Origin of the sequence: Kribbella albertanoniae (assembly GCF_004348455.1) — a bacterium.
In the GTDB taxonomy this organism is placed as follows: domain Bacteria; phylum Actinomycetota; class Actinomycetes; order Propionibacteriales; family Kribbellaceae; genus Kribbella; species Kribbella albertanoniae.
In genome coordinates, this window is record NZ_SMKA01000103.1 from 1 (window position 1) to 26,656 (window position 26,656).

At 68.0% G+C, this 26,656-nt stretch carries 30 protein-coding genes; 17 read left to right on the top strand and 13 right to left on the bottom strand.

What is annotated here, in order from left to right; genetic code table 11:
- Window positions 1-667 (bottom strand): IclR family transcriptional regulator domain-containing protein (locus E1261_RS21740; protein ID WP_132409260.1); only part of this gene is annotated, 667 nt, incomplete at its 3' end.
- 64 nt (window positions 668-731) lie between these two features.
- On the opposite strand from E1261_RS21740, the gene E1261_RS21745 reads away from it, so the two are divergent.
- The 6 genes from E1261_RS21745 to E1261_RS21770 are packed head-to-tail and all read left to right on the top strand — an operon-like array spanning window position 732 to window position 7,127.
- On the top strand, window positions 732-1,550 hold the full coding sequence (locus tag E1261_RS21745; protein ID WP_132409262.1) for a CoA transferase subunit A: 819 nt from the start codon (window positions 732-734) through the stop codon (window positions 1,548-1,550).
- On the top strand, window positions 1,543-2,292 hold the full coding sequence (locus E1261_RS21750) for a CoA-transferase subunit beta (RefSeq protein ID WP_132409264.1): 750 nt from the start codon (window positions 1,543-1,545) through the stop codon (window positions 2,290-2,292). Before E1261_RS21745 ends, E1261_RS21750 begins: the two co-directional genes overlap by 8 nt.
- Window positions 2,289-3,359, top strand: a complete 1,071-nt coding sequence (locus E1261_RS21755) for a maleylacetate reductase (RefSeq protein ID WP_132409266.1) — start codon at window positions 2,289-2,291, stop codon at window positions 3,357-3,359. Before E1261_RS21750 ends, E1261_RS21755 begins: the two co-directional genes overlap by 4 nt.
- Window positions 3,356-4,558, top strand: coding sequence for a thiolase family protein (locus E1261_RS21760; protein WP_132409268.1), 1,203 nt, complete (start codon window positions 3,356-3,358; stop codon window positions 4,556-4,558). The genes E1261_RS21755 and E1261_RS21760 overlap by 4 nt, the downstream gene beginning before the upstream one ends.
- Complete coding sequence (locus E1261_RS21765) at window positions 4,555-5,400, top strand: intradiol ring-cleavage dioxygenase (RefSeq protein ID WP_202874908.1); 846 nt, start codon at window positions 4,555-4,557, stop codon at window positions 5,398-5,400. Before E1261_RS21760 ends, E1261_RS21765 begins: the two co-directional genes overlap by 4 nt.
- Window positions 5,397-7,127 carry an FAD-dependent oxidoreductase gene (locus E1261_RS21770; protein ID WP_132409270.1) on the top strand — a complete coding sequence of 577 codons (1,731 nt, stop codon included), beginning with the start codon at window positions 5,397-5,399 and terminating at the stop codon, window positions 7,125-7,127. The genes E1261_RS21765 and E1261_RS21770 overlap by 4 nt, the downstream gene beginning before the upstream one ends.
- Here the strand turns inward: E1261_RS21770 and E1261_RS21775 are convergent.
- The gene (locus E1261_RS21775; protein ID WP_132409272.1) at window positions 7,116-7,304 is read right to left on the bottom strand and encodes a hypothetical protein; all 189 of its coding nucleotides are present in this window, start codon (window positions 7,302-7,304) and stop codon (window positions 7,116-7,118) included. The genes E1261_RS21770 and E1261_RS21775 overlap by 12 nt on opposite strands.
- 128 nt (window positions 7,305-7,432) lie before the next feature.
- Complete coding sequence (locus E1261_RS21780) at window positions 7,433-8,107, bottom strand: TrmH family RNA methyltransferase (protein WP_132409274.1); 675 nt, start codon at window positions 8,105-8,107, stop codon at window positions 7,433-7,435.
- A 24-nt stretch (window positions 8,108-8,131) separates the two neighbouring features.
- Here E1261_RS21780 and E1261_RS21785 point away from each other — a divergent pair, with 24 nt between their 5' ends.
- Complete coding sequence (locus E1261_RS21785) at window positions 8,132-8,833, top strand: DedA family protein (RefSeq protein WP_272948598.1); 702 nt, start codon at window positions 8,132-8,134, stop codon at window positions 8,831-8,833.
- Between the two features lie 3 nt (window positions 8,834-8,836).
- Here E1261_RS21785 and E1261_RS21790 read toward each other — a convergent pair whose 3' ends face one another.
- The 6 genes from E1261_RS21790 to E1261_RS21815 form a co-directional block, all read right to left on the bottom strand.
- Complete coding sequence (locus tag E1261_RS21790) at window positions 8,837-9,226, bottom strand: hypothetical protein (protein ID WP_238176352.1); 390 nt, start codon at window positions 9,224-9,226, stop codon at window positions 8,837-8,839.
- Between the two features lie 126 nt (window positions 9,227-9,352).
- Window positions 9,353-12,337, bottom strand: a complete 2,985-nt coding sequence (locus tag E1261_RS21795; protein WP_132409278.1) for an AfsR/SARP family transcriptional regulator — start codon at window positions 12,335-12,337, stop codon at window positions 9,353-9,355.
- A 267-nt stretch (window positions 12,338-12,604) separates the two neighbouring features.
- Window positions 12,605-13,384, bottom strand: coding sequence for a LemA family protein (locus tag E1261_RS21800; RefSeq protein ID WP_132409280.1), 780 nt, complete (start codon window positions 13,382-13,384; stop codon window positions 12,605-12,607).
- 38 nt (window positions 13,385-13,422) lie between these two features.
- A complete protein-coding gene (locus tag E1261_RS21805; RefSeq protein ID WP_165952593.1) occupies window positions 13,423-14,124 on the bottom strand; it encodes a DUF3137 domain-containing protein in 702 nt (233 codons plus the stop codon).
- Window positions 14,124-14,666, bottom strand: a complete 543-nt coding sequence (pyrE, locus tag E1261_RS21810) for an orotate phosphoribosyltransferase (protein ID WP_132409282.1) — start codon at window positions 14,664-14,666, stop codon at window positions 14,124-14,126. The genes E1261_RS21805 and pyrE overlap by 1 nt, the downstream gene beginning before the upstream one ends.
- 22 nt (window positions 14,667-14,688) lie before the next feature.
- A complete protein-coding gene (locus E1261_RS21815) occupies window positions 14,689-15,309 on the bottom strand; it encodes a class E sortase (RefSeq protein WP_132409284.1) in 621 nt (206 codons plus the stop codon).
- A gap of 106 nt (window positions 15,310-15,415) precedes the next feature.
- Here E1261_RS21815 and tdh point away from each other — a divergent pair, with 106 nt between their 5' ends.
- The 4 genes from tdh to E1261_RS21835 are packed head-to-tail and all read left to right on the top strand — an operon-like array spanning window position 15,416 to window position 18,376.
- Window positions 15,416-16,465 carry an L-threonine 3-dehydrogenase gene (tdh, locus tag E1261_RS21820; RefSeq protein WP_132409286.1) on the top strand — a complete coding sequence of 350 codons (1,050 nt, stop codon included), beginning with the start codon at window positions 15,416-15,418 and terminating at the stop codon, window positions 16,463-16,465.
- Window positions 16,465-17,646, top strand: coding sequence for a glycine C-acetyltransferase (locus tag E1261_RS21825; protein WP_132409288.1), 1,182 nt, complete (start codon window positions 16,465-16,467; stop codon window positions 17,644-17,646). The genes tdh and E1261_RS21825 overlap by 1 nt, the downstream gene beginning before the upstream one ends.
- 44 nt (window positions 17,647-17,690) lie before the next feature.
- The gene (locus E1261_RS21830) at window positions 17,691-17,966 is read left to right on the top strand and encodes a ribbon-helix-helix protein, CopG family (RefSeq protein WP_165952594.1); all 276 of its coding nucleotides are present in this window, start codon (window positions 17,691-17,693) and stop codon (window positions 17,964-17,966) included.
- A gap of 29 nt (window positions 17,967-17,995) precedes the next feature.
- On the top strand, window positions 17,996-18,376 hold the full coding sequence (locus tag E1261_RS21835) for a type II toxin-antitoxin system VapC family toxin (protein ID WP_238176353.1): 381 nt from the start codon (window positions 17,996-17,998) through the stop codon (window positions 18,374-18,376).
- Between the two features lie 10 nt (window positions 18,377-18,386).
- On the opposite strand, the gene E1261_RS21840 is transcribed toward E1261_RS21835, so the two are convergent.
- The gene (locus E1261_RS21840; protein WP_132409294.1) at window positions 18,387-19,334 is read right to left on the bottom strand and encodes a hypothetical protein; all 948 of its coding nucleotides are present in this window, start codon (window positions 19,332-19,334) and stop codon (window positions 18,387-18,389) included.
- 120 nt (window positions 19,335-19,454) lie between these two features.
- Between E1261_RS21840 and E1261_RS21845 the strand changes: the two genes are divergently transcribed.
- Both E1261_RS21845 and E1261_RS21850 read left to right on the top strand, forming a co-directional pair.
- Entirely contained in the window at window positions 19,455-20,489 is a 1,035-nt protein-coding gene (locus E1261_RS21845; RefSeq protein ID WP_238176354.1) for a winged helix DNA-binding domain-containing protein, read from the top strand.
- Window positions 20,490-20,551: 62 nt separating this feature from the next.
- Window positions 20,552-21,376, top strand: a complete 825-nt coding sequence (locus tag E1261_RS21850; RefSeq protein WP_132409298.1) for an aldo/keto reductase — start codon at window positions 20,552-20,554, stop codon at window positions 21,374-21,376.
- A gap of 17 nt (window positions 21,377-21,393) precedes the next feature.
- On the opposite strand, the gene E1261_RS21855 is transcribed toward E1261_RS21850, so the two are convergent.
- Window positions 21,394-22,305, bottom strand: a complete 912-nt coding sequence (locus E1261_RS21855) for a LysR substrate-binding domain-containing protein (protein ID WP_132409300.1) — start codon at window positions 22,303-22,305, stop codon at window positions 21,394-21,396.
- A gap of 83 nt (window positions 22,306-22,388) precedes the next feature.
- On the opposite strand from E1261_RS21855, the gene E1261_RS21860 reads away from it, so the two are divergent.
- Both E1261_RS21860 and E1261_RS21865 read left to right on the top strand, forming a co-directional pair.
- A complete protein-coding gene (locus E1261_RS21860) occupies window positions 22,389-22,601 on the top strand; it encodes a hypothetical protein (protein ID WP_132409302.1) in 213 nt (70 codons plus the stop codon).
- Window positions 22,558-23,457 (top strand): LysR family transcriptional regulator, encoded by a 900-nt coding sequence (locus tag E1261_RS21865; RefSeq protein WP_132409304.1) that lies wholly within the window; start codon window positions 22,558-22,560, stop codon window positions 23,455-23,457. Before E1261_RS21860 ends, E1261_RS21865 begins: the two co-directional genes overlap by 44 nt.
- Window positions 23,458-23,461: 4 nt before the next feature.
- On the opposite strand, the gene E1261_RS45370 is transcribed toward E1261_RS21865, so the two are convergent.
- Both E1261_RS45370 and E1261_RS21880 read right to left on the bottom strand, forming a co-directional pair.
- The gene (locus E1261_RS45370; protein WP_165952595.1) at window positions 23,462-24,262 is read right to left on the bottom strand and encodes a hypothetical protein; all 801 of its coding nucleotides are present in this window, start codon (window positions 24,260-24,262) and stop codon (window positions 23,462-23,464) included.
- An 80-nt stretch (window positions 24,263-24,342) separates the two neighbouring features.
- A complete protein-coding gene (locus tag E1261_RS21880; RefSeq protein WP_132409310.1) occupies window positions 24,343-25,110 on the bottom strand; it encodes an SDR family NAD(P)-dependent oxidoreductase in 768 nt (255 codons plus the stop codon).
- A 211-nt stretch (window positions 25,111-25,321) separates the two neighbouring features.
- On the opposite strand from E1261_RS21880, the gene E1261_RS21885 reads away from it, so the two are divergent.
- Window positions 25,322-25,984 (top strand): pyrimidine 5'-nucleotidase, encoded by a 663-nt coding sequence (locus E1261_RS21885; protein WP_132409312.1) that lies wholly within the window; start codon window positions 25,322-25,324, stop codon window positions 25,982-25,984.
- A 77-nt stretch (window positions 25,985-26,061) separates the two neighbouring features.
- The coding region (locus tag E1261_RS21890) for a FadR/GntR family transcriptional regulator (RefSeq protein WP_132409314.1) at window positions 26,062-26,656 on the top strand (595 nt) is incomplete at its 3' end.

The following is a 26,656-nucleotide window of genomic DNA, read 5'->3' on the forward strand; positions in this document are numbered from 1 at the left end:
CGTTGAGGGCGGCGATGATTCGGCCGCGGGAGTTGTGGATGGGGGCGGCGAGGGAGCGGAGGCCTAGCTCGAGCTCCTGGTCGACGAGGGCGTAGCCGTCGGTGCGGGTTTGGTCGATGGCGGCTCGGAGCTGGTCGGGTGAGGTGATTGTGTGGGGCGTCAGTTGCTCGGCGGCCACGTCGGACAGATAGGCGTCCAGGGCGGCTGCACCGAGGCCGGCCAGGAGGACGCGGCCCATTGAGGTCGGGTACGCCGGGAGTCGGGCACCGACGCCCAGGGCGACGGTCATGATGCGGCTGGTGGGGACGCGGGCGACGTACACGATGTCGGGGAGGTCGAGGGTCGCGATCGAGCAGGATTCTCGGGTCGCGGCGCTCAGCTCCTCCATGTACGGACCGGCGAGCTCGCCGAGGTCCAGCGAGGACAGGTAGGCCCATCCGAGGGCGAGCACGCGCGGGGTCAGGGAGAACTGGCGGCCGTCGGTGCGGACGTAGCCGAGCTGCTCCAGGGTGAGCAGGATCCGCCGTGCGGTTGCCGGCGTGAGGCCGACATCGCGGGCCACCTCGCTCAGCGTCAGGGCCGGCGCGTCGGCGGAGAACGCGCGAATCACCGCGAGCCCACGCTCGAGCCCCTGCAGGAAGGTCCCACTGGACGCCTCACCGGCCATCGGTTAACCTGCTTTTCGTTGAAAGAAGAACTTTTCGCTCAGCGAAATCATAGTGGAGCCGCGCATGCCACGTCCAGTCCACCTCGACGAAGCGATAGCGACTCACGTCCACGACGGTGACACCGTCGCGCTCGAGGGCTTCACGCACCTGATCCCGTTCGCCGCCGCGCACGAGATCGCCCGGCAGGGCCGCCGGCACCTCAAGCTCGTCCGGATGACACCCGACGTCGTCTACGACCAGCTGATCGGCCTCGGCGTCGCGGACGAGCTTGTCTTCTCGTACGGCGGCAATCCCGGCGTCGGCTCGTTGCACCGGCTGCGCGACGCCGTGGAGAAGCACTGGCCGCACAAGCTGGTCGTCCACGAGCACAGCCACGCCGGACTGGCCAACGCGTACGTCGCCGGTGCCGGCCGACTGCCGTTCGCCGTACTGCGGGGATATCGCGGTACCGATCTGGAGCAGCAGAGCGACATCATCAGCCGAGTCACGTGCCCGTTCACCGGCGAGGAGTTGGCCGCGGTGAAGGCGGTGAACCCGGATGTGACCGTCATCCACGCGCAGCTCGCCGACCCCGAAGGCAACGTGATGCTGTGGGGACTGACCGGCGTACAGCGTGAGGCAGTGCTTGCGGCCGACCGGGCGATCGTCACGGTCGAGGAGATCGTCGACGAGTTCCCCGAGCGGACGGGCGCGGTGATTCTGCCGGAGTGGGCGCTGAAGGCGGTGAGCGTCGTACCGGGTGGGGCGTGGCCGTCCTACGCACTCGGTTATTCGACCAGGGACAACGACTTCTACCAGCAGTGGGACGTGGTGTCGCGGGATCGCGGCGCCTTCCTCGCCTGGGCGAAGGAGAACGGACTGGAGGCGGCCGCCGATGACTGAGAGCTGGAACAGCGCGGACATGATGAACGTCGCCGCCGCCCGCGAACTGCATGACGGGGACGTCTGCCTTGTCGGCGTCGGCCCGCCCAACCTCGCCGCGAACCTGGCCAGGCACACGCATGCACCGGGCTGCCGCCTCGTCTACGAATCGGGCGCGATCGACGCCAAACCGCGTCGGTTGCCACTGTCGATCGGGGACGACGACCTGGCCGCGACCGCGACCTCGGTGGTGTCGGTGCCGGAGATGTTCAACTACTGGGTCGGCGCCGGCCGGATCGACGTCGGGTTCCTCGGCGCGGCGCAGATCGACCGGTTCGCGAATATCAACACGACCGTGATCGGTGACCACGACAACCCGAAGACCCGGCTGCCGGGCGCAGGCGGGGCCCCGGAGATCGCGGCCAACGCCGGCCGGGTGATCGTGATCGTGAAGCAGTCGCTCCGGACCTTCGTCGAGCAGGTCGACTTTGTGACGAGCGTCGGCTACGGGCCGACCGGTCGCGAGCGGCAGGCGCCCGGCGCCGGACCGACGCTGGTGATCACCGACCACGGCGTCCTTGAGCCGGACCCGGCGACCAACGAGCTGACCATGACGCGACTCCATCCCGGCGTCACTGTCGAACAGGCTCGCGCCGCGACCGGCTGGGACCTGAAGGTTGCCGACAGCATCCAAACCGTTCCGGTCCCCACCGACACCGAGCTGGACATGCTGCGTCGGCTGCGCGCCCGGGAGGTCATATGACCAAGCCTTTCGTGCACACGTCGTACCCCAGCCGAGTGGTCTTCGGCCCGGGAACGCTCGAGCAGGTGGCCGCCGAGGTCGAGCTCCTGGGAGTACGGCGGGCGCTCGTGATCGCGACCGGATCAGCGCAGCACGCGGCCGACGAAACCCAAGCAGCGTTGAAGGAACTCTTCGCCGGCCGCATCGACGGCGTCCGGCAGCATGTCCCGACCGAGATCGCCGAGGCAGCCCGCGCGAAGGCACGCGAGGTGGACGCCGATGGAGTGATCGCGATCGGTGGCGGCTCGGCGATCGGACTGGCCAAGGCGATCGCACTCACAGCAGACGTACAGATCCTGGCCGTGCCGACAACGTACGCCGGGTCCGAGATGACACCGGTCTGGGGCGAGACGAGCGGCGGCAGCAAGACCACCGGCACTGACCTGAGGGTGCTCCCGAAGACCGTCGTCTACGACCCGCTGCTCACGCTCCAACTCCCACTCAACGTGACTGCTGCCAGTGTCGCCAACGCGCTCGCGCATTGCGTGGAGGCGGTGTGGACGGAGAAGGCGAACCCGATCACCAAAACCACGGCCGTAGAAGCCGCGAAGGCGTTGGCAGACGGGCTCCGGGAGCTGTTGCGCGAGCCGGAGCCAGCGAACCAGCAGCGGCTCCCGTCGCCGGCCGAGATCGGAGCCCGAGGCAACCTTCTGTTCGGCGCCTGCTTGGCCGGGTCCGCGCTCGCGTCGGCCGGTACCGGTGTCCACCACAAGCTCTGCCACCTCCTCGGCGGCACCTACAACCTCCCCCACGCCGAGACGCACGCGGCCGTCCTTCCGCAAGTGACACGCGTGAAGGCACCCGAAGTGCCGAGAGCCAAGGCCCGTCTGGAGGAAGCGCTCGGGACCGACGACCTGGCGACCGGCCTGTTCGACCTCTTCACCGCAGCGAACGTGCCCACAAGCCTCCAAGCGCTAGGCCTCACAAAAGAGCAGGCGAAGGATGCCGCCGCCCGCTTCCCAGGCGACGTGGAAGAGATCCTCACGAGAGCGTGGGCCGGCACCAGGCCCGAGGGAGCAACCCGATGAGATCCGCCTACCTGCTGGACGCCGTTCGCACCCCGGTCGGCAAACTCGGCGGCGCCCTGTCCGGCGCCCGCCCCGACGACCTGGCAGCAGTCACTCTCCAAGAACTCGCCCGCCGAAACCCAAGCCTGGACCCAGCCGAACTAGACGACGTCATCCTCGGCAACGCGAACGGCGCCGGCGAGGAGAACCGCGATGTCGCCCGGATGGCCGCCCTGCTGGCAGGCTTCCCGACCAGGGTCCCCGGTACGACGGTCAATCGGCTCTGCGGGTCCGGTCTCGAAGCCGCGATCCAGGCCGCCCGCGCAATCGAAACCGGCGACGCGAGCCTGGTGATCGCCGGTGGCGTGGAATCGATGAGCCGCGCACCCTGGGTCCTCCCGAAGCCCGACCGCGCATTCCCCCACGGCAGCCTGCAAGCCGAATCGACCTCCCTGGGCTGGCGATTCATCAACCCGCGGATGCCGAAGGAGTGGACGGTCTCCCTCGGCGAGGCGACCGAGCAACTCGCGGAGAAGTACAAAATCACTCGCGAAGCGCAGGATCTGTTCGCCCTGGAGAGTCACGAGAAGGCGGCCAAGGCCTGGGCAGCAGGAGCCTTCGACGACGAAGTGCTCCCGTGGGACCGCCTCACCGCGATCCTCCCGAAGAAGCACACGCCGCTGACCCGGGACGAGTCGATCCGCGACGGCAGCACCCCGGAGCTGATGGCCAAGCTCAAGCCCGCCTTCCGCGACAACGGCACCGTCACCGCCGGCAACGCATCCACGTTGAACGACGGAGCATCCGCCGTACTGATTGCCGACGAAGCGACGGCACACAGGCTGGGAAAACCAATCGCAAGGATTGTCAGCCGGGCGGTGCACGGCGTGGAGCCGCAGTACTTCGGGATCGGCCCGGTCGAGGCCGCCAACAAGGCCATGGCCAAGGCAGGCATCGGCTGGAGCGACCTCACCCTGGTCGAACTCAACGAGGCCTATGCCGCGCAGAGCCTGGCGTGCCTGAGCCAGTGGCCCGACCTCGACCCGACGAAGGTCAACGTGAACGGCGGAGCGATCGCCCTCGGGCATCCCCTGGGCAGCTCCGGCACGCGCATTCTCACCACCCTCGCGCACGAGCTGAAGCGGCGCGGCGGCGGCTACGGACTGGCCACCCTCTGCATCGGTGTCGGGCAAGGGCTGGCGATGGTGATCGAAGCATGAAAGGCACAGCAATGGATCTGCAAGGCGACGAGCTGACGGACGCGGTGGTGGCCAGCTTCGACGGGAGCCTGGAGCCGCGGACCAAAGAGGTGATGAGTGCGCTCGTGCGGCATCTGCACGCGTTCGCGCGCGAGGTCCACCTCACCGAGGACGAGTACTTCCTCGCCATCGATTTCCTCACCCGGACCGGCCAGATCTCGAACGACAAGCGGCAGGAGTTCGTGCTGCTCGCCGACACCCTCGGGCTGTCCATGCTGACGGTCGGCCTGGGCAACCCGGCATCCGCAGGCGCCACCGAGTCGACGGTGTTCGGCCCGTTCTTCGTCGAGGGTTCGCCCGAGGTGGAGATCGGCGGCGATATCGCGAACGGCGCCCCTGGACATCCCTGCCTGGTGAGCGGACGGGTCCTCAATCTCAAAGGTGAGCCGATCGAAGGCGCCCGGGTGGAGACCTGGGAGGCCGACGAGGACGGCTTCTACGACGTCCAGAAGTCCGATCTCCAAGGTCCGCAGAACCGCGCCCATCTGATAACCGATGCCGAGGGCAACTATGCGTTCTGGGCGGTGAAACCGGTCGCCTACCCGATCCCGGACGACGGCCCGGTCGGCGAGATGCTGCACGCCGGCGGTCGCGGCCCGATGCGACCGGCACACATCCACTTCATGGTCACCGCACCCGGCTATCACCGGCTCATCACCCATGTGTTCGAGAAGGGTGACCCCTACCTCGGCAACGACGCGGTCTTCGGCGTCAAGGACTCGCTGATCGCCGAGTTCACCGAACATCCCGACGGCCATTACTCCGTCAACTACGACCTGGTACTCGCTGAGGAGTCGCAATGATCACCACCGACGTACTGATCGTCGGCAGTGGCCCGGCCGGTGGAGCCACCTCGCTGTTCCTGTCGTCGTACGGCGTCGACAACATCGTGCTCACCCGGTACGGCTGGACCGCCAACACGCCGCGCGCCCACATCACCAACCAGCGCACGATCGAGCTCATGCGCGATATGGGCATCGAGGATCAGATCACCGACAAGGGCACCGCACATCACCTGATGGGCCAGACCGCCTTCTGCACCAGCCTCGCCGGTGAGGAGATCGGCCGGATCCGCACCTGGGGAACGCATCCGCGCCGGCTCGCTGACTACACCGAAGCGAGCCCCACGCTGCCAGTAGACCTCCCCCAGACCCTCTTCGAACCGATCCTCCTCAGTACGGCGGCCTCCCGCGGCGCGAAGGTCCGGTTCAACACCGAGTACCTGTCGCTTGAGCAGGACGACGACGGCGTCACGGCGACCGTCCGCGACCGGCTCTCCAACGAGACCTATCAGATCAGAGCGAAGTACCTGATCGGCGCGGATGGCGGCCGCAGCAAGGTCGCGCAGGACATCGGTCTTCCGATGGCCGGGTCGATGGACATCGAGGGCTCGATGAACATCGTCTTCGAGGCCGACCTCTCCCAGTACGTCGCGCACCGGCCGAGCGTCCTCTACTGGGTACTGCAGCCAGGTGCGCAGATCGGCGGGATCGGCGCCGGCCTGATCCGGATGGTCAAGCCGTGGACCGAGTGGCTGATCGTCTGGGGTTACGACATCACGCAGCCTCCGCCGGTGGTGGACGAGGCGATGGCGACCGAGATCGTGCACAACCTGGTGGGTGACGACACGATCGACGTGAAGCTGAAGAGCACCTCGGTGTGGAGCGTCAACCACATGTACGCCGAGAAGGCGTCGTACGGGCGCGTGTTCTGTATGGGTGACGCGATCCACCGGCATCCGCCGAGCAACGGTCTTGGTTCCAACACGTCGATCCAGGACGCGTACAACCTGGCCTGGAAGTTGTCGCTCGTCCTCAAGGGCCAGGCGGCGCCGTCACTACTCGCCACCTACGACGAGGAGCGGACCCCGATCGCCCAGCAGATCGTGGACCGGGCCAACAAGAGCCGCACCCAGTTCGGCCAGATCTTCAAGGCGCTGGGCATGACCCCGGACGCACCGGCCGGCCGGACCATCGAGTCCCGTAAGGACGACACCCCCGAAGGCATTGCGCAGCGCGAAGAACTGCGGACCGCGATCGAGCTCAAGGACTACGAGTTCAACGCGCACGGCGTCGAGCTGGGTCAGCGGTACCGGTCGGCCGCGGTCGTCACCGACGGTACGCCGGAACCGCCGTACGACCGCGATCCCGAGCTGTACTACCACCCGACCACCTGGCCGGGTGCACGCATCCCGCACTGCTGGCTGACCCGCGGATCCGAGACCGTCAGCACGCTCGACGTGGTCGGCAAAGGCCGGTTCACCCTGCTCACCGGGATCGGCGGCGAAGCCTGGGTCAAGGCCGCACAGTCCGTCTCCGAACATCTCGGCGTACCGATCGAGCCCTTCGTGATCGGCCCCGGCCGTGAACTCGAGGACCTGTACGGCGATTGGTCCCGCCTGCGCGAGATCCCGGACACCGGCTGCCTGCTGGTCCGCCCGGACGCACACATCGGCTACCGCGCGTCCGAGCTACCGACCGACCCCACCGAGACCCTGCAACAGGCCGTCAATCAACTACTAGGCCGCTGACGACTGAGCGGCCTCGCGGAGAATCCGGTCGAGGATCGCCGAGATCTCCGCGGTCTCGGCGTCCAGCAACGTGATCAGCGCAACCCGCGACGACTCCGAGCGCGCCTCCAGAGCGGCCGCGCTCAAGGCGCGCACCGTCCCCAACTCATGGATCAGTTCGTCCCACAGTGAACTCATACATCCCCTGTTTTCCCGTCACAAACCCAGTCGGCGCACGTGAGGGTGCGCCGCCCCGCCCGAGGGGCTGACTTTGGTCGAGAAGCCTCACTTCTGTCACAGGATCAACGGGCCAGCACCCGATTGGGTTACGCGTCAGGTATCGATTGTCCGAACGTGTGCCGCCGGATCCAGCCGTGCATGGCGATCGCGGCGGCCGCGCTGGCGTTGATCGAGCGGGTCGATCCGAACTGCGCGATCGACAGCACCGCCGTACAGATCTTGTGGGCTTCGTCGGTCAGCCCCGGCCCCTCCTGCCCGAAGAGCAGCACACAACCGGCCGGCAGGTCGTAGGTCTCCAGGGGGACCGAGCCAGGCAGGTTGTCGATGCCGATCACCGGCAGGTCGCGCTCGGACGCGTACGTCGCGAGGTCCGCGAGCTGCGGGTGGTGGCGGACGTGCTGGTAGCGGTCGGTGACCATGGCGCCACGACGGTTCCACTTGCGGTTACCGACGATGTGCACCTCGGCGGCCAGGAACGCGTTCGCTGTGCGGACGACCGATCCGATGTTCAGGTCGTGCTGCCAGTTCTCGATCGCGACGTGGAACGGGTTCCGCTGCCGGTCGAGGTCCTCGACGATCGCCTCCAGCCGCCAGTACCGGTACTTGTCGACCACGTTCCGCCGGTCACCGCCCTCGAGCAGCTCGGGGTCCAGCCGCGGGTCGTCCGGCCACTCGCCGGCCCAGGGTCCGACCCCGACCTCCTGAGGGCCGACCACGTCGGTCCCGCGGAGGTCCTTCTCATCACGATTGAGCTCCTGCACAGGTTGGGACGCTACCCTGTGCGCGTGCTTGTACAACTCGCGATGCTGATGCCGGACTGGATGGACCCCGAGTGGCTGCTGAACTGGTTGGGCGACTGGGCCCTCTGGGGCACCCTCCTCGTCATCTTCATCGAGTGCGGGGTGCTGTTCCCGATCCTGCCCGGTGACTCGCTGCTGTTCGCGGTCGGCCTGTTCATCGCGCGCGGCACGATCGACGTCCCGCTGTGGCTGGCCTGCGTGCTACTGACGGTCGCGGCTTTCCTGGGCAACGTGTCCGGGTACTACATCGGCCGGGTGCTCGGGACCTCGCTGTTCACCAACCCGAACGCGAAGTTCCTGAAGCCGAAGTACATCGAGCAGACGCACGAGTTCTTCGAGCGCTACGGACCGCGGGCGCTGGTGCTGGCCCGGTTCGTGCCGATCGTGCGGACGTTCATCACGATCGTGGCCGGCGCCGGGAAGATGGACCCGAAGAAGTTCTTCCTCTGGACCGGGATCGGCGCGGTCATCTGGGCGCCCGGGATCACCCTGCTCGGGCACGCGCTGGGCAACGTGGAGTTCATCCACGCCCACCTCGAGTCGGCGCTGATCCTGCTGGTGCTGGTCTCGCTGCTGCCGATGGTCGTCGAGGTCGTCCTGGCCCGCCGCCGCAAGAAGGCAGCCGCCGCGGCCGACGGCGGTGCCGCGAAGCACGCAGCTCCGAAGCACGCCGCCGCCAAGGACTGAGCGTTACTGACCGAACGGGAACACCGGGTCCGACCAGATCCAGTCCGTACTCACCTCACTGAGCACGGCGATGGCCACCGGACCGTCGAGCAGCGGACCGACCACCTGACCGGAGCCGAGTGCACAAGCCACTCGGATCCGGTCTGCCGCCTGGTACCAGACCAGCGCCCCCCGTGGCGCCGTCCCTTCGTGCAGAAGGGTGTGGTGGTCGAGCCATTTCACTGCGTCGGCCGCATCGTGCCAGCCGCTGTCCTGCGCGTAACCAAAAGCCATTCGCTGGAACTTCAACGGCCAGTCCTGCCAGGCCGTCGACCCCAGTCGTTCGAGCTGCCAGTTCAACGCCGCCTCGGTGTCCCGCGGGTTCGTCACCCGGCCGGGAATCCGGCGCTCCACAACAACATCCCCCCAGGCCATTAGGCATCCCCCGATCCCCGTATCCGCCGGCCCTCTGTTGCCGTGGCAGGACAAATACTGGCCGGGCGCGATACACCCGCCGTACATTGCACTGCTGTACGGCGATCAGACCGCGGCAGCGTCGTTTTCGAACGCGGCCAGCTCCCGGCGGCAGGCGGTGGCGCGGGCGTCGTGGCCGGCCTGCTGCCAGACCCGCGCGGCCCGGTCGAAGGTCCGGCGGGCCCAGTCCAGGTTGCCTGTCCGGAGATAGAGCCGGCCGAGGTGTTGCGCCGCCTGGCCCTCGACACTGCGATCGCCCAGCCGGCGGCCGATCTCCATCGAGTCCAGCAGCATCTTGCGGGCGGCGGCCAGCTCGCCACACTCCATCAGCGCGTGTCCGAGGTCGGCGCGCGCGTAGGCCGCGCAGTGGTCGTCCCCCAGGCCGGTGAAGGTGTTCAGCGAGTGCCGCAACTGCCGGACCGCCTGATAGTGCCGGCCCTGGTGGATCCGCAGCTCCGCGATCCGCCGACGTACCTTGGCAACGCGGTGCGCATCGGCCAGCCGCACCCCGAGCAGGAACGACTCGGCCAGATAGCGCCCGGCCGTGACGGTGTCGTCGCGGGACAGCCAGATCGACGACGCCGCAGTCCGCGCGACCGCTTCAGCGTTCGCGTTGCCGACCTCCATGAAGGCCACGATCGCCTTCTCGTACTGGGCCAAGCTCTCGTCGGGCCGGCCGCGTTCGCGCAGCCAGGTCCCGAGACCGACCGCGGAGATGCCATCGCCGAACCGGTCCCCGACCTCGGCGAAGATCGTCGCCGCCTGCTCGAGGTGGTACGACGCCGTGTCCCAGTCGTCCTGGTAGATCCCGAGCTGACCGAGGTTGCGATGCATGATCGCCTCACCCCACCGGTCGCCCGCGAGGATCGCGCTCTCCAGCCCCTGCCGGTGTGACCCACCCCAGTCGTCGAAGCCGGCTCGCATGTCCAGGTACGGCCCCCAGGCCGACGCGATCCGCCACGCATACTCGTGCAGGCCGTTCTGGGCCGCGGCCCGGATCGCGGGCACGAAGGTACTGCGTTCGCTGTCGAACCAGGCGATCGCATCGGTCTCGGTGAACGGCGCCGGATCCGGTGACGTCAACGGCCCGGTGTGCTCCAGTACGCCGAAGTACTCGACCGCGAGCGCCTTGTTCGCGCGCCGGATCTTGTTCAGGATCGCGTCGACCACCGTCGCAACGTCCTTGACCGCCTCGGCCTGCTGGCTCTCGTCGCCGACGCCGATCGCGTGCAGCCGCAACAGGTCGTGCATCCGGTAGCGCGCCGTACCGCGGTGGTCGACCGAACTGATCCGGACCAGGTTGACCTCGATCAGCCGGTCCAGGCTGCGGCGCACCGCGGCTGGTGACGCGATCGCCTCCAGGGCTCGCGCGGAGAAGACGCCGACCGCGAAGTGGCCGATCAGCCGGTACAGCCGGGCCTCGTCCGGGCTCAGCGAGTCGTAGCTCAGGTCGGCACTGGCCCGGACGGCCAGCTCGCCGATGCTCAGCTCATCGAGCCGGGAGCTCTCGTCCCGCAGCCGCCGGGCAAGCTCGCCCGGGCTCAGGTCCGGGCGCTGGGCGAGCCGGCTGCCGACGATCCGAATCGCCAGCGGAAGGTTGCCGCAGGCAGCCAGAATCTCCTCGGCTGCGGATGTCGTTCGGTCGACGCGGCCGGGACCGGCCACAGACTCAAGGAGTGCTGCCGCTTCGCCGTCGTCGAAGGTGTCCAGGGGCAGGCTGTCCGCGCCGGCCAGATCCGCCAGCCGGTTGCGGCTCGTCACGACCACCGCGGACGCCCCGGTGCCCGGCATCAACGGCGTGACCTGGCTGGCAGTGGCCACGTCGTCGAGGATGATCAGCACCCGGCGGCTGGCCAGCTCGGACCGCAGCATCGCCGAGCGGCGCTCGGGATCGGTGGGGATCGCGTAATCGGGCAGGTTGAGGCTGAGCAGCAGATCGGTCAGCGCGGCGGCCGGATCACGTGGCTGCGTGGCCCCGTGCATGTCGAGGTAGATCTGCCCGTCAGGAAAGGATTCCCTGACCATATGGCCCAGCCGGACGGCCAGCGAGGTCTTACCCGTTCCCGGCGCACCCGAGACGACCGCGATCGGTGGCCGCACCGGGTCGCGACCGCAGACCAGGTCGCGGAGCTTGTCCAGGTGGTCCTCGCGACCGCTGAAGTCGGCCAGATCGAGCGGTAGCTGGCTCGGGGTGCGCAGCGGATCAGTGAGCTCCGGGGCGGCCATCGGGCCCGGACGCGCCTCGGGCGCTGGGAGTTCCGGCGTACTGAGCGCTGCCGGGATGCCTGGGTTCGGCCAGTTGGCGGAGCGGCCGTTCTCGGCGCGTACCCCGGCGGCCTCGAGCTCGGGGCCCGGCTTGATATCCAGCTCGTCGGCCAGCGTCTGAACAGCCTTCCCGTACGCCGCTCGCGCCTCCCCGACCCGACCGGCCGCCAGAAGCGCGTCCACGAGTCGCCGCCACAGCTGTTCGTCGTACGGGTCGTCGGTGAGACGGGCAGTGAGCAGTACGGCGGCGCCGCCGGCATCGCCGTACTGGAGGCGCAGGTCGAGCAGGCTGTCGACGAGACCGCGGTGCTGGGCCTCGAGCCGGTTCAGCGAGCCTTCCCAGGCCGCCGGGATGATCAGGTCCTCCAGCGGGCGGCCGCGCCACAGGGCGTAGGCCCGGGAGAGCACCTGCATGGCTTGACGGCCGTCGCCGGCGTCTCGGAGGTGGCCGCCCTCGGCGAGCAGCGATTCGAACAAGCTCGCATCGAGTTCATCGACGCCGACCTCGATGCTGTAGCCGGCCGCCGACGTGTCGATCGAGGCCGGCAGGCCGGCGTCCTCCAGCACACTGCGCAGGGCGCGGACGTAGGTGCGGATGTTCGCCGTCGCGGAACGTGGCGGAGTGCTCTCCCAGAGTGCGTCCGCGATCAGGTCGGTGGAGACGAAACGGTTCGGGTGCAGGAGCAGGGTGGCCAGTAGTTGCCGTGGCTTCGCAGCCTTCAGCGGCTGCCCCTGAGCGTGACTGAGACGCAGGGGCCCGAGGATCCCGTACCTCGGACTGTCCACTCGCCTACACCCTCTCCACTGTCGAACCGACCCATCGTGGCATCCCGCTGTACCGCGCGGGAAGCCCGATGTACGCCGGATGTATCTCAGTCGGGCAGGGTTGACACAGGTACCGGGGGGAGGCAGGGGCTGGGGCACGGCGACCGACCGCCGCCGCGCCCTGGACCCAGCACCGGCGTGGAGTTCGGGATCGGGGGTCCTGAGCCACGGGGAACCGGTGCCTAGGAGTGTCCGCCAGGCACTCCGTCAGTGGCCGCCGGTGCGGTGTCAGCCCGTAAAGGGTGGCTGTCCGTCCTGCGGGCTGGGGGAACCCGCAGGCGGGCCGCCCACCGGCGGTCCCTGGGGAGCGCCGTACTGGGGCTGCCCCTGGCCCGGGAGCTGGTAGCCCTGGTCACCCGGCATCTGCGGGTGGATCTGGCCCGAGGACTGCACGCCCGGCTGCATCTGCGGCGGCGCCTGCTCACCGGCCACCGAGCCGATGGTCCCGAACGAGACCTGCGGAACCGCGCGGACCGCCTCGTCCCGCACCTCGAAGTAGCCGGCCTTCTCGAACTTGAACGCGCCCGCGACGATGTTCGACGGGACCGACTCGACCCGGGTGTTGTAGTCGCCGACGTTCGCGTTGTAGAACCGGCGGCCGGCCGCGATCCGGTCCTCGGTGTCGGTCAGCTCGCGCTGCAGGCCGAGGAAGTTCTGGTTGGACTGCAGCTGCGGGTAGGCCTCGACCGAGATCATCATCTGCCGCAACGCACCGGACAGCTGCCCCTCGGCGTCGGCCCGCTGCTCCGGGGTCGCACCCTGGACGTTCACCGCCTGCGTCCGCAGCCGGGCGACCTCCTCGAACACGTGCCGCTCGTGCGCGGCGTACGCCCGGACGGTCTCGACCAGGTTGGGGATCAGGTCGTACCGGCGGTGCAGCTCGACATCGATCTGCCGCCAGGATTCCTGGATCAGGTTCCGCTGCTTCACGAACCGGTTGTACGACGCGATCAGGGCGATGCCCAGAATCAGGACGACCACCACGATCGCGATGATGACAAACGTCATTGCCTTGCTCCCGAGTGTTGGCGATGCTGGCCAAGACTCTACGGGTTAGGGAGTTCTACCCCTGCGTAGTCGCGCCACACGTACGGCGGAACCTGCGCGGTCACTTGTTCGAGCAGGTGCAGGCGGCGCAGGACCTCGGTGGGGTCGTGCGAGCCGGAGTCCCAGCCCACCAATGAGTTGCCCTCGATCCGCCAGCCGATCTCGCCGTGGGCCAGCAGCACCTCCATCATCCGCGGGGTCACCACGGCGTGGCCGTAGCGCTCGTCGTCCGCCTTCACCCGGAACGCGCGGTTGAACTGGTCGCTCTCGAACTGCAGGTCGCGGAAGCCGAGCGCGTTCGCCACCGATCCCCCGAAGATCCCCTCATGGGTGACCTCCAGGTGCGGCAGGGCGCCCGGCAACTGCAGGACGACGACACCGAACTTGTGGGTGGTGGTCCGGCGCTGACCCTTACCGTTCCTGGTGTGCGTCTGATAGCTGTAGTCGAAGGCAACCATCTGGTGCCCGTTGAACAGCCCGGTCAGGACATTCTTGAACCGCCAGTTGTCACCGGTCCGGAACGGCGTCCCGTTCCAGTTGCCCGCCAGCGCATTGTTGTGCGGCGCGTACGACCAGCCGTACTGAGCCGCGAAACCGGCGAACAGCTCCCGGCGCTTCTTCGCCTGGATGTAGCTGAAGTAGACGATCCCCACGCCGACCAGAACCGCGAGCAGGACCAGCAGAATCGGCTCGACGTTCATTACAGCCCCAGGTCCTCGAGACCGAAGACGGCCAGGTACTGCAGGCCCTCTGATTCCACCTTCTCCTTGGCGCCGGTGGCCCGATCCACGATGACCGCGACCGCGACCACCTCTGCCCCCGCCTCGCGCAGCGCCTCGACAGCGGTCAGCACCGAACCACCGGTGGTGGAGGTGTCCTCGACCGCGAGCACCCGGCGGCCCGTGACCTCCGGACCCTCGATCCGGCGCTGCAGGCCGTGCGTCTTCTCGGCCTTGCGAACCACGAACGCGTCCAGCCTCCGGCCCTGCTGCGCGGCCGCGTGCAGCATCGACATCGCGACCGGATCCGCACCGAGCGTGAGCCCGCCGACCGCGTCGTACTCGATGTCCTTGGTCAGCTCGAGCATCGCCGGGCCGATCAGCGGCGCCGCGGCCGCATCCAGTGTGATCCGGCGCAGGTCGACGTAGTAGTCGGCTTCCTTGCCCGACGCCAGCGTCACCTTGCCGTGCACGATGGCCTTCGACTTCACCTGATCCAGCAGCGCGTCCCGGTCGTAGCTCATGAGGCCACAGCTTAGAGGGGACTCAGGTCTTCTTGCTGACGTGGACCAGGCGGCCGAAGGCGACCGAGCGATCCGGGGAGTGGAACAGGTCCTGGCAGGTGGTCAGCGTGATGATCGACTTGGTGGCCGTCTCCTGCGGTTTGCCCGGGACCGGATCGAGCACCCAGTTGTCGGCCGGCTTCACGGTCAGGTCGCGCGGCGAACCGTCCAGCTCGTAGGTGTAGATCGCGTCGCCGGTCTCGACGATCACCTGGTCACCCTTGCGCAGCTCGAGCAGCTTGCGGAACGGCGAACCGTGGGTGACCCGGTGCCCGGCGATCGCGAAGTTCCCCGGCTGACCGGGCAGCTGTGTCTGCGGGTAGTGCCCGATCCCGCGCGCAAGCTCGCCCTTGCCGACGCCCTCGATGACCGGCTTCTCCCAGCCGTCGCCGAACTTCGGGATCCGGATCAGTACGACGGGGTCGCCCTCGGCCGGCTTGGCCTTGGCCGGCTTCTTCCACTGCTCGCGGAGCGCGTTCTCCGCCTCACCCATCTGCTGGTTCGACGTGAGCCCGGTCCCGAAGTACTGCCACCCGACCCACCCGAGCAGGCCGACGCCGGCTACGAGCAGGACGATCCCCAGGCCCCTGATCACTCCCCGCATGCGGACAAGTATGCAGCTCTACTGCAAAGGCTGTGTACGACGTGTCGATGGACGCGGGTGGTTGCCCGGGACGACGATGTGGTCGTCCTTACAACGGAGGTACACGGTGAAGGCGCTGGTCAAGGCTGAGGCGAAGCCCGGTCTGTGGTTGCAGGACGTTCCGGAGCCCAAGATCGAGGCCGACGAGGTCCTGATCAAGGTGCTGCGGACGGGATTGTGCGGTACCGACCTGCACATCCAGAGCTGGGACGCGTGGGCCCAGAAGAACGTGCCGGTCCCGATGGTGACCGGACACGAGTTCGTCGGCGAGGTCGTCGAGATCGGGGTCGGGGTCCGCGACGTCGCGGTCGGTGACCTGGTCAGCGGCGAGGGCCACCTGGTCTGCGGCCGCTGCCGCAACTGCCGCGCCGGCCGTCGCCACCTCTGCATCAAGACGCGCGGCTTGGGCGTCCATGTAGCTGGAGCTTTCGCCGAGTACGTCGCCCTGCCCGCTCAGAACGCGTGGGTCCACAAGGACCCGGTCGATCTCGACGTGGCCGCGGTCTTCGATCCGTTCGGGAACGCCGTACACACTGCTTTGTCGTTCCCGCTGGTCGGCGAGGACGTGCTGATCACGGGTGCCGGGCCGATCGGCGTGATGGCCGCGGCCGTCGCACTGCACGCCGGGGCGCGGAACGTGGTGATCACGGACCTGTCGGAGTACCGGCTCGATCTCGCGCGCAAGATCGGCGTCACCCGGGCGGTCAACATCGGCTCGGAGACGATCGCCGAGGCGCAGCTGAGCCTCGGGATGCGGGAAGGGTTCGACGTCGGGATGGAGATGTCCGGGCAGCCGGCCGCGCTCCGCGACATGCTCGCGAACATGAACCACGGCGGCAAGATCGCGATGCTCGGCCTGCCGGCCGACGAGATCGCGATCGACTGGAGCGTCGTCGTACTGAACATGCTGACCATCAAGGGCATCTACGGCCGGGAGATGTTCGAGACCTGGTACTCGATGTCGGTGATGCTCGAACGCGGTCTGGACCTGACGCCGGTGATCACCCACCGCTTCGGGTACGGCGACTTCGAGCGCGCCTTCGACGTCGCCCGGCAGGGTCTGTGCGGCAAAGTGATCTTGGACTGGACGAGCGAAGTACTGGAGGAGAAGCACTGATGTTCGGGCAGATGCGGGACGATCTGAAGACCACGATCGGCGAGATCCGGGACGCCGGGCTGTACAAGTCCGAGCGGGTGATCACCTCACCGCAGCAGTCCCTGATTTCCGTTGCCAGCGGCAACGAGGTGCTGAACTTCTGCGCGAACAACTACCTCGGCCTGGCCGACCACCCCGAGGTGATCGCCGCGGCCCGGAACGCCTTGGACACCTGGGGCTTCGGGATGGCCTCGGTCCGCTTCATCTGCGGTACCCAGCAGATCCACAAGGACCTCGAGTCCGCCCTGAGCACCTTCCTCGGGACCGAGGACACGATCCTCTACAGCTCCTGCTTCGACGCGAACGGCGGCCTCTTCGAGACCCTGCTCGGGGCCGAGGACGCGATCATCTCCGACGAGCTCAACCACGCCAGCATCATCGACGGCATCCGGCTGTCGAAGGCTCGTCGCTTCCGGTACAAGAACCGGGACATGGCCGACCTCGAGGCGCAGCTCAAGGACGCCGCCGACGCCCGCTACCGCCTGATCGCCACCGACGGCGTCTTCTCGATGGACGGCTACCTGGCCCCCCTCGACGAGATCTGCGACCTGGCCGAGCGCTACGACGCGCTCGTCATGGTCGACGACTCCCACGCCGTCGGCTTCGTCGGCCCCGACGGCGCCGGCACCCCGTCCCTGTTCGGCGTCAAGGACCGCGTCGACATCGTCACCGGCACCCTCGGCAAAGCCCTCGGCGGCGCCTCCGGCGGCTACGTCTCCGCCCGCCGCGAAATCGTCGAGTTGCTGAGGCAGCGTTCCCGCCCCTACCTCTTCTCCAACTCCCTGGCCCCCTCAGTCACCGCAGCCTCCCTGAAGGCCCTCGAACTGATCGCCACCTCCACCGCACTCCGCGACCAGCTCAACGCCAACACCGCCCTCTTCCGCACCAAGATGACCGAAGCCGGCTTCGACGTCCTCCCCGGCACCCACCCCATCGCCCCCGTCATGATCGGCGACGCCGCCCAAGCCGCCGTACTGGCCGAAAAGCTCCTGGAGCTGGGCATCTACGTCATCGCCTTCTCCTACCCAGTAGTCCCCCACGCCAAGGCCCGAATCCGAGTCCAGTTGTCGGCCGCCCACTCCACCGAAGACGTGGAAAAGGCCATCGCCGCCTTCGCGGAAGCCCGAGCCGCAGTCGCCTGACTAATTTGGTACCACGCATGGTACCGATGCGGTACCGTGCGTGTATGGCGATGAATTTGAGACTCACCCCCGAGGTCACTGCGGCCCTCCAGTCCGAGGCTGAGCGCACCGGCAAGTCACAGCAAGAGATCATTCGGGACGCCGTCGCGCAGCATCTTCACCTGGTCGGGCGTGAGGCTCCTCTAACGGATCGGGAGCAGGCCCGTGCATCGGGCTTGGTTCGCCCGGCACGGGTGCCCTACCGAAAGGTGACGCCGAGCCTCCGCCTGCCGGAGGGCATGAACAGCCTCGATCTGCTGGGCCAGGAAGAGCGCATCTGATGCGGGTCTATGTGCACAGCAGCGCACTCATGAAGCGAGTAGTCGCCGAGGCGGAGTCCGCCGAACTGATGAGTTTTCTCGACGCGCATTATCAGCAGGACGCCATGCTGACGTCTTCCTCGCTCACCTGGATCGACGTGTCACGCGCCGTCCTACTCCACGCCACCTCTCCGATCGCCGCCGGCGACCTGATCGACGAAGCACTGTCCGGAATCGACGAGCGCCCGATCACCACCGACGTCGTAAGCGTCGCGCGTCGTCTCGAGCCGAGCACTCGCCGTACCCTGGATGCGATTCACCTCGCCACCGCCATAGTGATCGACGCCGACATCGTCGTGACCTATGACGACCGCCTTGCAGATGCCTGCCGCCGCAACACCCTCGCCGTCGCAACCCCCGGCCGTGACTAGCAGCCACAAATCAACCGGGCAGGTCGGCTAGGTCTAGGCGGTACCAGGTTCGGTCGGTGAAGTGGTGCAGGGTGGAGCCGCGGGCGAAGGTTTGTGATCGGGGGATCGGGGTGCCGCCGGGGAGGACCAGGCGGTACTCGCGGAGGTTGGTCAGGGCTGATTCGCCTCGGTGGGCGGTGACCAGGCGGTCGGTGTCCTTGTCGTAACCGCCGTAGAGGGCTACTCGGTCGCGGTGGATGAGGACGGCTCTGGCGCCGTGCACCCTGTTCTGCCAGGAAGTGACGGCGTTCGCCTCGACTGCGATCAGGGGGAAGCCGTCGTAGTAGCAGCACCAGGCGGTTTCGCCGATGACGTTCAAGGCGTAGCAGTCGTCGATGGGCTCCAGGCCTGCGTTGACTGCTGAGTAGGTCCAGTCCAGCAGCAGGTCGGGCGTGAAGCGCAGGAGACCGGCCCCTCCCACGGCTGCTTCGCCCCAGTACAGGACGCCGTAGACGCCTTCGTCGAAGTAGCCCACCCAGATCTGGCCGGTCTCGGTGACCTGGACGTGCTCGATGCCGTCGCCGAAGAACCCTTCGGCCTGCAGGTTGCCGGCTGCGTCGTGGACGGTGGCATTGGGTGGTACGCCGTCCGGCCACTCCCGGATGCGAGGCGCGACAGTGAGGAACGCACCTCCAGGCATCGGCTGAACCATGGCACCGCGCAGGCGGAATTCGGGAATCGACACCACCTGGCCGAGGTCTGGGGTGTGCAGAGCCGCGCGTACGGAGACCGGCCGGCTGACCGGGCCGACCCGAAAGTCACCTTCGCTCAGGATGGCCGCATCCGGAGGGCTCGCCCAGAGGGCGGCGGCTTCGCCGGTGGGCCCGATGGAGACGGAGACCAGTTCGTCGCCAGGTGCGGCCGGCTGGAGTTCGGCGTACCGGGTGAGCTCGAGGGTGGGCCTGGGATGGCGACGCATGCGCACAGGTTGTCAGCACTCGCGGGCCGATGCATTCGGTTTGTCGGTGGGGTGGGGGAAGATGCCGGTATGGCCGTGTTGAGTGGGCGGGCGGTTAGTCGGGCGACGTTGGCTCGGCAGATGTTGATCGAGCGCGCCGGTGTGAGTGCGGTTGAGGCTGTGGGGCTGCTGGCGGGGATGCAGGGGCAGGAGGCCAAGCATCCTTATGTGGGGTTGTGGTCTCGGGTGGACGGGTTTGCGGAAGGCGACCTGGATCGGGCCGTCGAGGCGCGAGAGGTTGTCAGGGCGACCTTGTTTCGGGGGACTTTGCATTTGGTGACGGCGGCGGATTATCTGCGGTTCCGGGCGACTGTGGCGCCGGTGCTGGAGGCTGGGTTGCGGTTGTTGAAGGAACGGGCGGAGGGGATGGAGCCGGCGAAGGTGGTGGCGGCGGCTGAGCGGATTCTCGCTAAGGAGCCTCTGACGTTCACTGAGGTTCGGGACGCGTTGCAGCAGGAGTTTCCCGCGGTGAACGAGCGGGCGCTGGGGTTCTGTACGCGGATGATGGTGCCGCTGGTGATGTATCCGACCGGCGTCCGGTGGGGGTGGCCGGCCAATGCTCGGTTCACGCCGGCTGAGGAGTGGCTCGGTCAGAAGGTGCATCCGAAGGAAGAGCCGGGCGAGCTCGTCGTCAGGTACCTGCAGGCGTTCGGGCCCGCGACCCCGGCCGACTTCCAGACGTGGTCTGGTCTATCAAAAGCGAAGCCCGTGTTCGACAGCCTCGATCTCGAAACTTTCACCGACGACAACGGCAAGACCTTGTACGACGTTCCGGACGCCCCGCGCCCTGATCCGGACACCGCGGTTCCGGTCCGGTTCCTGCCGGAGTTCGACAATCTCCTGCTGGCCCACGCGAAACGGGAGCGGATCATCGCCGACGAGTATCGGCCGGCCGTGTTCACGAAGAACCTTCGGGTGAAGGCGACGTACACGGTGGATGGACTGGTCGCAGGGCTGTGGTCGGCGGAAGCGAAGCGTGGTGTGGCGACTCTCACGCTGACGCCGTTCGGGCGGTTGCTGAAGCGGGATCGGGTCGAGCTGGAGCGGGAGGGGACGGCGTTGCTGGGGTTCCTGGAGCCTGCTGCGAAGACCTATCAGGTGGTTACGGGCAGTTGATGAGGTTGTTGTCACACATCAGATGACTGGGCCAGAACCCGTCGGCCCGGTGAAATGGGTAGATGAACACAGTCCCCTCCATCACTCTGGACAACGGCGTCGAGATCCCACAGCTGGGCCTGGGGGTCTGGCAGGTCGAGGATGCGATCGCGGCCGACGTGGTCAGCGCGGCCTTCGAGGCGGGTTACCGCCACATCGACACGGCGGCGGCGTACGGTAACGAGCCCGGTGTCGGGCGTGCGATCGCGGCGAGCGGTCTGCCGCGCGACGACCTGTTCATCACCACCAAGCTGCAGAACGACGACCAGGGGTACGACTCGACCCTGGCCGCCTTCGACGCCAGCGTGGAACGGCTCGGCCTCGACTACGTCGACCTCTACCTGATCCACTGGCAGTGCCTGAAGAAGGACAAGTACGTCGAGACGTGGAAGGCGTTCGAGCAGTTGTACGCCGACAAGCGGATCCGCGCGATCGGTGTCTCGAACTTCCACGAACCGGCGTTGCGACGGATCTTCGACGAGACCACGGTCCGGCCGGCGGTGAACCAGATCGAGCTGCACCCGGCGCTGCCGCAGGACGAGCTGCGCGCGTTCAACGCGGAGAACGACATCATCACCCAGTCCTGGAGCCCGCTCGCGTCCGGTGAACTGCTCGGCGACACCACGCTGAAGGCGCTCGGCGACAAGCACGGCAAGTCGCCGGCCCAGGTGATGATCCGCTGGCACCTGCAGCTGGGCAACGTGGTGATCCCGAAGTCGAAGACGCCGGCCCGGATCCAGGAGAACATCGCGGTGTTCGACTTCCAGCTCGACAACGACGACATGGCCGCGATCGCCGACCTCGAGACCGGCGTCCGCACCGGCGGCGACCCCGACACGCTCGGCTAAACAGCCTCCAAACTGCGCTAGTCCAGGGCTTCAAGGAAGCGCGCAAGCACAGGGGACCGGTTGTCCGGCGACCAGGCGACGGAGAGTTGCCAAGGTGGTAGGTCGTCGGACAACTCGCGGTACACGACCGCCTCCGGGTTCGACGGCGGCGTCGGCCCGATCAGCAGCGAGATGCCCAGCCCGGCCGCAACCAGCGAAACAATCGTCTGTACGTCGGCCGCCACCTGCTCGATCCGCGGCGTGAACCCGGCCGCCCGGCAGAAGCCGATCAGCGTGTCATGGACGACCGGCCCGCTCGGCCGGCTGTAGAACACGAACGGCTCCTCGGCGAGCTCCTCCAGCCGCAGCCGCTTCCGCCGAGCGAGCCGATGCCGCGCGGGCAGCGCCACCACCAACGGATCCGACGACACCACTCGCGACTCCAGACCGGGCGCCAACCGGACGATGGAAACCCCCGTCGCGGGCGCCCCGACAGCCGGCGCGTTCGGGCGCAACAACCCCACGTCGATCCGTCCGTCGCGCAGCGCCTCCGTCTGACGCAGTGTCGTCATCGACTCCAGCTCAAGGACAACCTCCGGGTACGCCGCCCGGAACGTGCCAAGCAACCGCGGCAAAGCCTCGAACGTCGCCGACTGCACGAACCACAGCCGCAACGTCCCCAGCTCACCACGCTGCGTCCGCTGCGCCGCCCGGACCGCCTCGTCCGACCGCCGCAGCAGCTCCTGCGCCTCCGCCAGGAACGTGGCCCCGGCCGCGGTCAGCACGAACCGCTTCCGCACCCGCGCGAACAGCTCGACCCCGAGATCCCGCTCGAGCGCCGCGATCTGCCGGCTCAGCGAGGGCTGGGTGAGATGCAGCCGCACCGCCGCGCGTCCGACGTTCAGCTCCTCGGCCACCACCACGAACGACCGCAACTGCCGTAGCTCCATGATCTACATCATGCACCACAAGCATCAACTGCACGAAGAACTTTCATTGGACGCATCATCCGGAAATTCTTAGTGTCGAAGACATGAGCTACATCCCGTTCTCCGTCATCAAAGCCATCCACGACGACATCCACTCGGCCGAGCCGCACGCCCCCGTCCGGCTGGACCGGCCGCTCCACAAGCGCCCGGTGCTGCGCGTCATCCGCCGGCTGTTCGCCCTCCCCGCGACCGAGGTGTGCCAAGCTGAGGTCCGTGATCGAGGTACGACGGTTGCGGGTCCTGCGCGCGCTTGCTGATCACGGCACCGTGACCGCGGCCGCCGAGGTCCTGCACCTGACCCCCTCGGCGGTCTCCCAGCAGCTGGCCGCCCTCGAGTCCGAGGTCGGCCAGGAGCTGCTCGAGCGCCGCGGCCGCCGAGTCGCGATCACCTCCGCCGGCCGGCTGCTCCTGAGCCACGCCGACACGATCCTCGGCGAGGTCGAGCGCGCGGAGGACGCACTGCGGTTGTTCGCCGACGGTTCGACCGGCGAGGTCCGAATCACCGCCTTCGCGACCGCGATCAGCCTCCTCGTCGCCCCGACGCTGGCCCGCCTCCGCGACACCAGCCCCGGCCTCACCTTGGTCGTCCGCGATGCCGAAGGCCATCAAGGCATCACCCAGCTCCTCGACGGCGACGCCGACCTCGCGATCGCCGTCGAGCACCGCGGTTCACCTCGGCCCGACGACCAGCGACTGACCCGAATCCCCTTGTACGCCGAGCCTTTCGTCGCCGTCCTGCCGCCGACCCACCCGGCCGTCGGCCACGACACGGTCGATCTCGCCATGCTCGCCGGCGACGACTGGGTGATGACCGCGCCGGGCAATCCGATCCGCGACGTCGTACTGCTGGCGTGCGAACAGGCCGGCTTCCAGCCACGGATCGCGCACGAATCCGACGACTTCCGAGCCGTCGGCGCACTGGTCGCCGCAGGCGCCGGCGTCTCCCTGGTCCCCCGCCTCGCGGTCCCCGCACCGACGCTCGCCGTCATCCGCCCGCTGCCCGATCCGGCCCCAGTACGACGGGTCTACGCAGCCGTCCGGCGGAGTCGCGCGGACCACCCGCTGATCACCGCGACCCTCGCCGTACTGACCGAGGTTGCCCTCAAGCTTTGACCAACTACGGGAGCTTGCTGGCGGCTGCTCGCGCCAGGGCTTCCCAACGGGCCGGGGCGACACCCTTGCCCATCTCGCCGAAGGCGAGGACCGAGACCACGGTGCCCTTGCGGGTGACGGCGTACGGGAAGCCGCCGTCCTCGCTGCCCGGGTCGTTCGGCTTCGGGTAGTCGTACCAGCGCAGGATCGCCGTGGCGTCGCCGACCGCGAGCGTGCGGTTCTCGGTGAGCTTGCGGGCGTGCGTCTCGCTGGGCACGAAAGCCTTGCAGGACTTGATGGTTGCGACGATTTGTTCGTACGCCGCCTTGGCCGCGGCCGGACTCTGGTAGCGGGTCAGCCACTGACCGCCGGACGCGTCGAGCTCGGTGGTGAACGAGCGAGTCAACCGACCTTGTACGGCGTTCCCCTGGGTGGCCGCCTTGCCGCAGATCGACCGGCTGGCTGCGCTGGTCGCGATCCAGCCGCGCTTCGGATCCGCCTTCGCGACCTCCTTGCCGGTGAGCAGCATGGAGTTCGCCAGCCGGGTAACAGCCGGCGGCTTGGTCGGGGTCGGTTCCACCGTCTTCGTTGGGGCGGACGTCGGCGGCTTGGACGGAGCAGGCGTCGGGGCCGAGGTCGGCGGCTTGCTGGGCGTCGCCGTACTCGGGTCCGGTGCGGTCGGTGCCGGCGTACTGGGTGCCGGAGTAGTGACTCCGGTCGACGGCGAACTGCCCGCCGGTGTTTGGTTGCCGCAGGCCACCAGTCCGACACCGGCAACCGCCAGCCCGGCCGCGGCGATGACGCGACGCATTCCCCGAGTGTTCATGGCTCCAACCTCTCCCCTTGGATGTCAGGTTGGACGCGGCCCGGACCGCTGCGGTTGGGACACGAGTTGATCACGGCCGATCAGGTACGGCGGCGCCCGTCCAGCCCGACCGTGGAGAGCCGCGCGATCAGCGTGCGCGGGGTGTAGCGCGCGGCCGCCGCGATGAGCTTGTACCGGCGGCTCGGGATCGAGATCGCCTTGCCCCGCATCACGTCCTTCCACGCGGCGTCGACCAGCTCGGTCGCGTCCAGCCACATGAACGACGGGATGACCGTCTTGTCCATCCCCATCCGCTCATGGAACTCCGTGTGCACGAACCCCGGGCACAACGCCATCACCGCAACACCCCTGGCGTGCAGCTCGATCGCCAGCCCGGCGGAGAAGTTCGTCACCCAGGACTTGTGCGCGCTGTAACTCCCCCGCTGCAGGAACCCGGCCACCGACGACACGTTGATCACCGCACCCGACCCACGCTCGATCATCGGCAACACGGCCGCATGCGTCAGCCGCAGCACCACCCGGACGAGCAGGTCCAGCTGCTTCTCCTCGGCCTCGATCGGGTTCGCCCAGAACGGCTTCTTCTGCCCGAACCCGGCGTTGTTCACCAACACCTCGACCGGCCCACTCCGGAACCGCTCCTCCACCCGCGCCAGCTCGTCGCGATCAGTCAGATCCGCCGCCAGCACCTCACAGCCCACGCCGTACTGCTGCGTGATCTCCGCCGCGACCTCCTTCAACCGCGCCTCGTCCCGAGACACCAGCACGAGGTCATACCCCTCCCGCGCCAGCTTGTCCGCAAACGCCCGGCCGATCCCAGCCGTAGGTCCCGTGATGAGCGCAGTAGCCACGTCGTCCTCCCGTCGTCCACCCCAGTCTGTCACTAGGGCGTGTGTCTTGAGTCCGCGCCGTAGCGAGCATGTGCTCGGTGCGGTAGCTCGGTGTGCTGGAGGGGAGGCCTCGATGCTTTTCCATCGTGGCCTTTCCTCCAGTGCGGCGAGGTGCCGTGCCGAGTGCAGCGCAGTAGGCGTGGGCTTAAGACACACGCCCTACTCTGACGCCATGCTGCCCGCCGCCGACACCTGGATCCTCGACCTCGACAACACCCTCTATCCACCGGCGACCGGGCTCGCCGATCAGATGAACACCCGGATCCGCGCGTACCTGGGCAAGCTGTTCGACGCGGACGAAGCCGAAGCCCAGCGGCTGCAAGCCGAACTGGTCGCGGAGCACGGCACCACGCTGCGCGGGCTGATGAATACCCGCGGGATCGACCCCCACGACTACCTCGCCTGGGAACACACCATCGACTACTCCGTCCTGCGCCCCGACCCGGCACTGGCGGCAGCACTCAGTTCGCTGCCCGGCCGGAAGCTCCTGTTCACGAACGGCTCGGCGTACCACGCTGATCAGGCTCTGCCTCGCCTCGGACTGGATGGGCTGTTCGACGGCGTCTTCGACATCCTGGCCGGCCAGCTCGTGCCGAAGCCGTACCCCGAGAGCTACCAGCGGTTCGTCGACCGGTTCGCGGTGGTGCCGGAGCGGGCGGTGTTCTGCGACGATCTGGCGGTCAACCTGGAGGTGCCGGAACAGCTTGGGATGACCGCGGTGTGGGTATCCGGAGGTCCGGTCGCCGGGCCGGCGGCGTACGAGGAACTGGGCTTGCGCAGGCTGCGGGTGTGGGATCTGGCGAGGTTCTTGCACTCTTTGACATCTGATGACTGAGGGCGTCAGCTCGCATTCTGACGCGAACTGGGCGATTGTGGGCCTGAATGGTCTGAGGACTAACGGGAAGGTGGACGATGGCGGCGACCGACACGGCGTTGACCGGGTTGCGGCAGATGATCGCGTCGGGGGCGCTCGGGCCGGGGGCGAAGTTTCCGCCGGAGCCGGAGCTGTGTGATCGGCTCGGGGTGTCGCGGAGTTCGTTGCGGGAGGCCGTTCGGTCACTGGCGGCGCTCGGGGTGATCGAGTCACGGCACGGGTCCGGCACGTATGTGTCGGCGCTGGATCCGGCCGAGATCATCAGCCGGTTCTCGTTGTCGGTGGAGCTGATCCCGCTCGAGGGGGTGCTCGAACTTCTCGAAGTACGGCGGGTGCTCGAGGCCCACGCGACCGCGTCCGCAGCCGCACGACAGGACCCGGGCCTCGCGGACAAACTCGCCGAGATCCTCGACCGCCTGGAAGCGACCACCGATGCGCACGAGATCCAGCAGCTCGACGCGGAGTTCCACGGCGCAATCTGTACGGCGGGCGCCAACCCGACCGTGACTGCGCTGACCGCTGTCATCCGCGGCCGCGGCGGTCACTACCGGATCTTCGAACCAGGCTCCGACTTCGACGCGATCAAACAGACCAGCGACCGCGGCCACCGCGCAATCCTCTCCGCCATCACCC

Bases quoted from the DNA above. Each gene is read 5' to 3' on its own strand.
- E1261_RS21745 (WP_132409262.1), top strand. From the start codon at position 732: ATGCCACGTCCAGTCCACCTCGACGAAGCGATAGCGACTCACGTCCAC.
- E1261_RS21750 (WP_132409264.1), top strand. From the start codon at position 1,543: ATGACTGAGAGCTGGAACAGCGCGGACATGATGAACGTCGCCGCCGCC.
- E1261_RS21755 (WP_132409266.1), top strand. From the start codon at position 2,289: ATGACCAAGCCTTTCGTGCACACGTCGTACCCCAGCCGAGTGGTCTTC.
- E1261_RS21760 (WP_132409268.1), top strand. From the start codon at position 3,356: ATGAGATCCGCCTACCTGCTGGACGCCGTTCGCACCCCGGTCGGCAAA.
- E1261_RS21765 (WP_202874908.1), top strand. From the start codon at position 4,555: ATGAAAGGCACAGCAATGGATCTGCAAGGCGACGAGCTGACGGACGCG.
- E1261_RS21770 (WP_132409270.1), top strand. From the start codon at position 5,397: ATGATCACCACCGACGTACTGATCGTCGGCAGTGGCCCGGCCGGTGGA.
- E1261_RS21775 (WP_132409272.1), bottom strand. From the start codon at position 7,304: ATGAGTTCACTGTGGGACGAACTGATCCATGAGTTGGGGACGGTGCGC.
- E1261_RS21800 (WP_132409280.1), bottom strand. From the start codon at position 13,384: ATGACGTTTGTCATCATCGCGATCGTGGTGGTCGTCCTGATTCTGGGC.
- E1261_RS21805 (WP_165952593.1), bottom strand. From the start codon at position 14,124: ATGAACGTCGAGCCGATTCTGCTGGTCCTGCTCGCGGTTCTGGTCGGC.
- pyrE (WP_132409282.1), bottom strand. From the start codon at position 14,666: ATGAGCTACGACCGGGACGCGCTGCTGGATCAGGTGAAGTCGAAGGCC.
- E1261_RS21815 (WP_132409284.1), bottom strand. From the start codon at position 15,309: ATGCGGGGAGTGATCAGGGGCCTGGGGATCGTCCTGCTCGTAGCCGGC.
- E1261_RS21825 (WP_132409288.1), top strand. From the start codon at position 16,465: ATGTTCGGGCAGATGCGGGACGATCTGAAGACCACGATCGGCGAGATC.
- E1261_RS21830 (WP_165952594.1), top strand. From the start codon at position 17,691: ATGGCGATGAATTTGAGACTCACCCCCGAGGTCACTGCGGCCCTCCAG.
- E1261_RS21835 (WP_238176353.1), top strand. From the start codon at position 17,996: ATGAAGCGAGTAGTCGCCGAGGCGGAGTCCGCCGAACTGATGAGTTTT.
- E1261_RS21840 (WP_132409294.1), bottom strand. From the start codon at position 19,334: ATGCGTCGCCATCCCAGGCCCACCCTCGAGCTCACCCGGTACGCCGAA.
- E1261_RS21845 (WP_238176354.1), top strand. From the start codon at position 19,455: ATGTTGATCGAGCGCGCCGGTGTGAGTGCGGTTGAGGCTGTGGGGCTG.
- E1261_RS21850 (WP_132409298.1), top strand. From the start codon at position 20,552: ATGAACACAGTCCCCTCCATCACTCTGGACAACGGCGTCGAGATCCCA.
- E1261_RS21855 (WP_132409300.1), bottom strand. From the start codon at position 22,305: ATGGAGCTACGGCAGTTGCGGTCGTTCGTGGTGGTGGCCGAGGAGCTG.
- E1261_RS21860 (WP_132409302.1), top strand. From the start codon at position 22,389: ATGAGCTACATCCCGTTCTCCGTCATCAAAGCCATCCACGACGACATC.
- E1261_RS45370 (WP_165952595.1), bottom strand. From the start codon at position 24,262: ATGAACACTCGGGGAATGCGTCGCGTCATCGCCGCGGCCGGGCTGGCG.
- E1261_RS21885 (WP_132409312.1), top strand. From the start codon at position 25,322: ATGCTGCCCGCCGCCGACACCTGGATCCTCGACCTCGACAACACCCTC.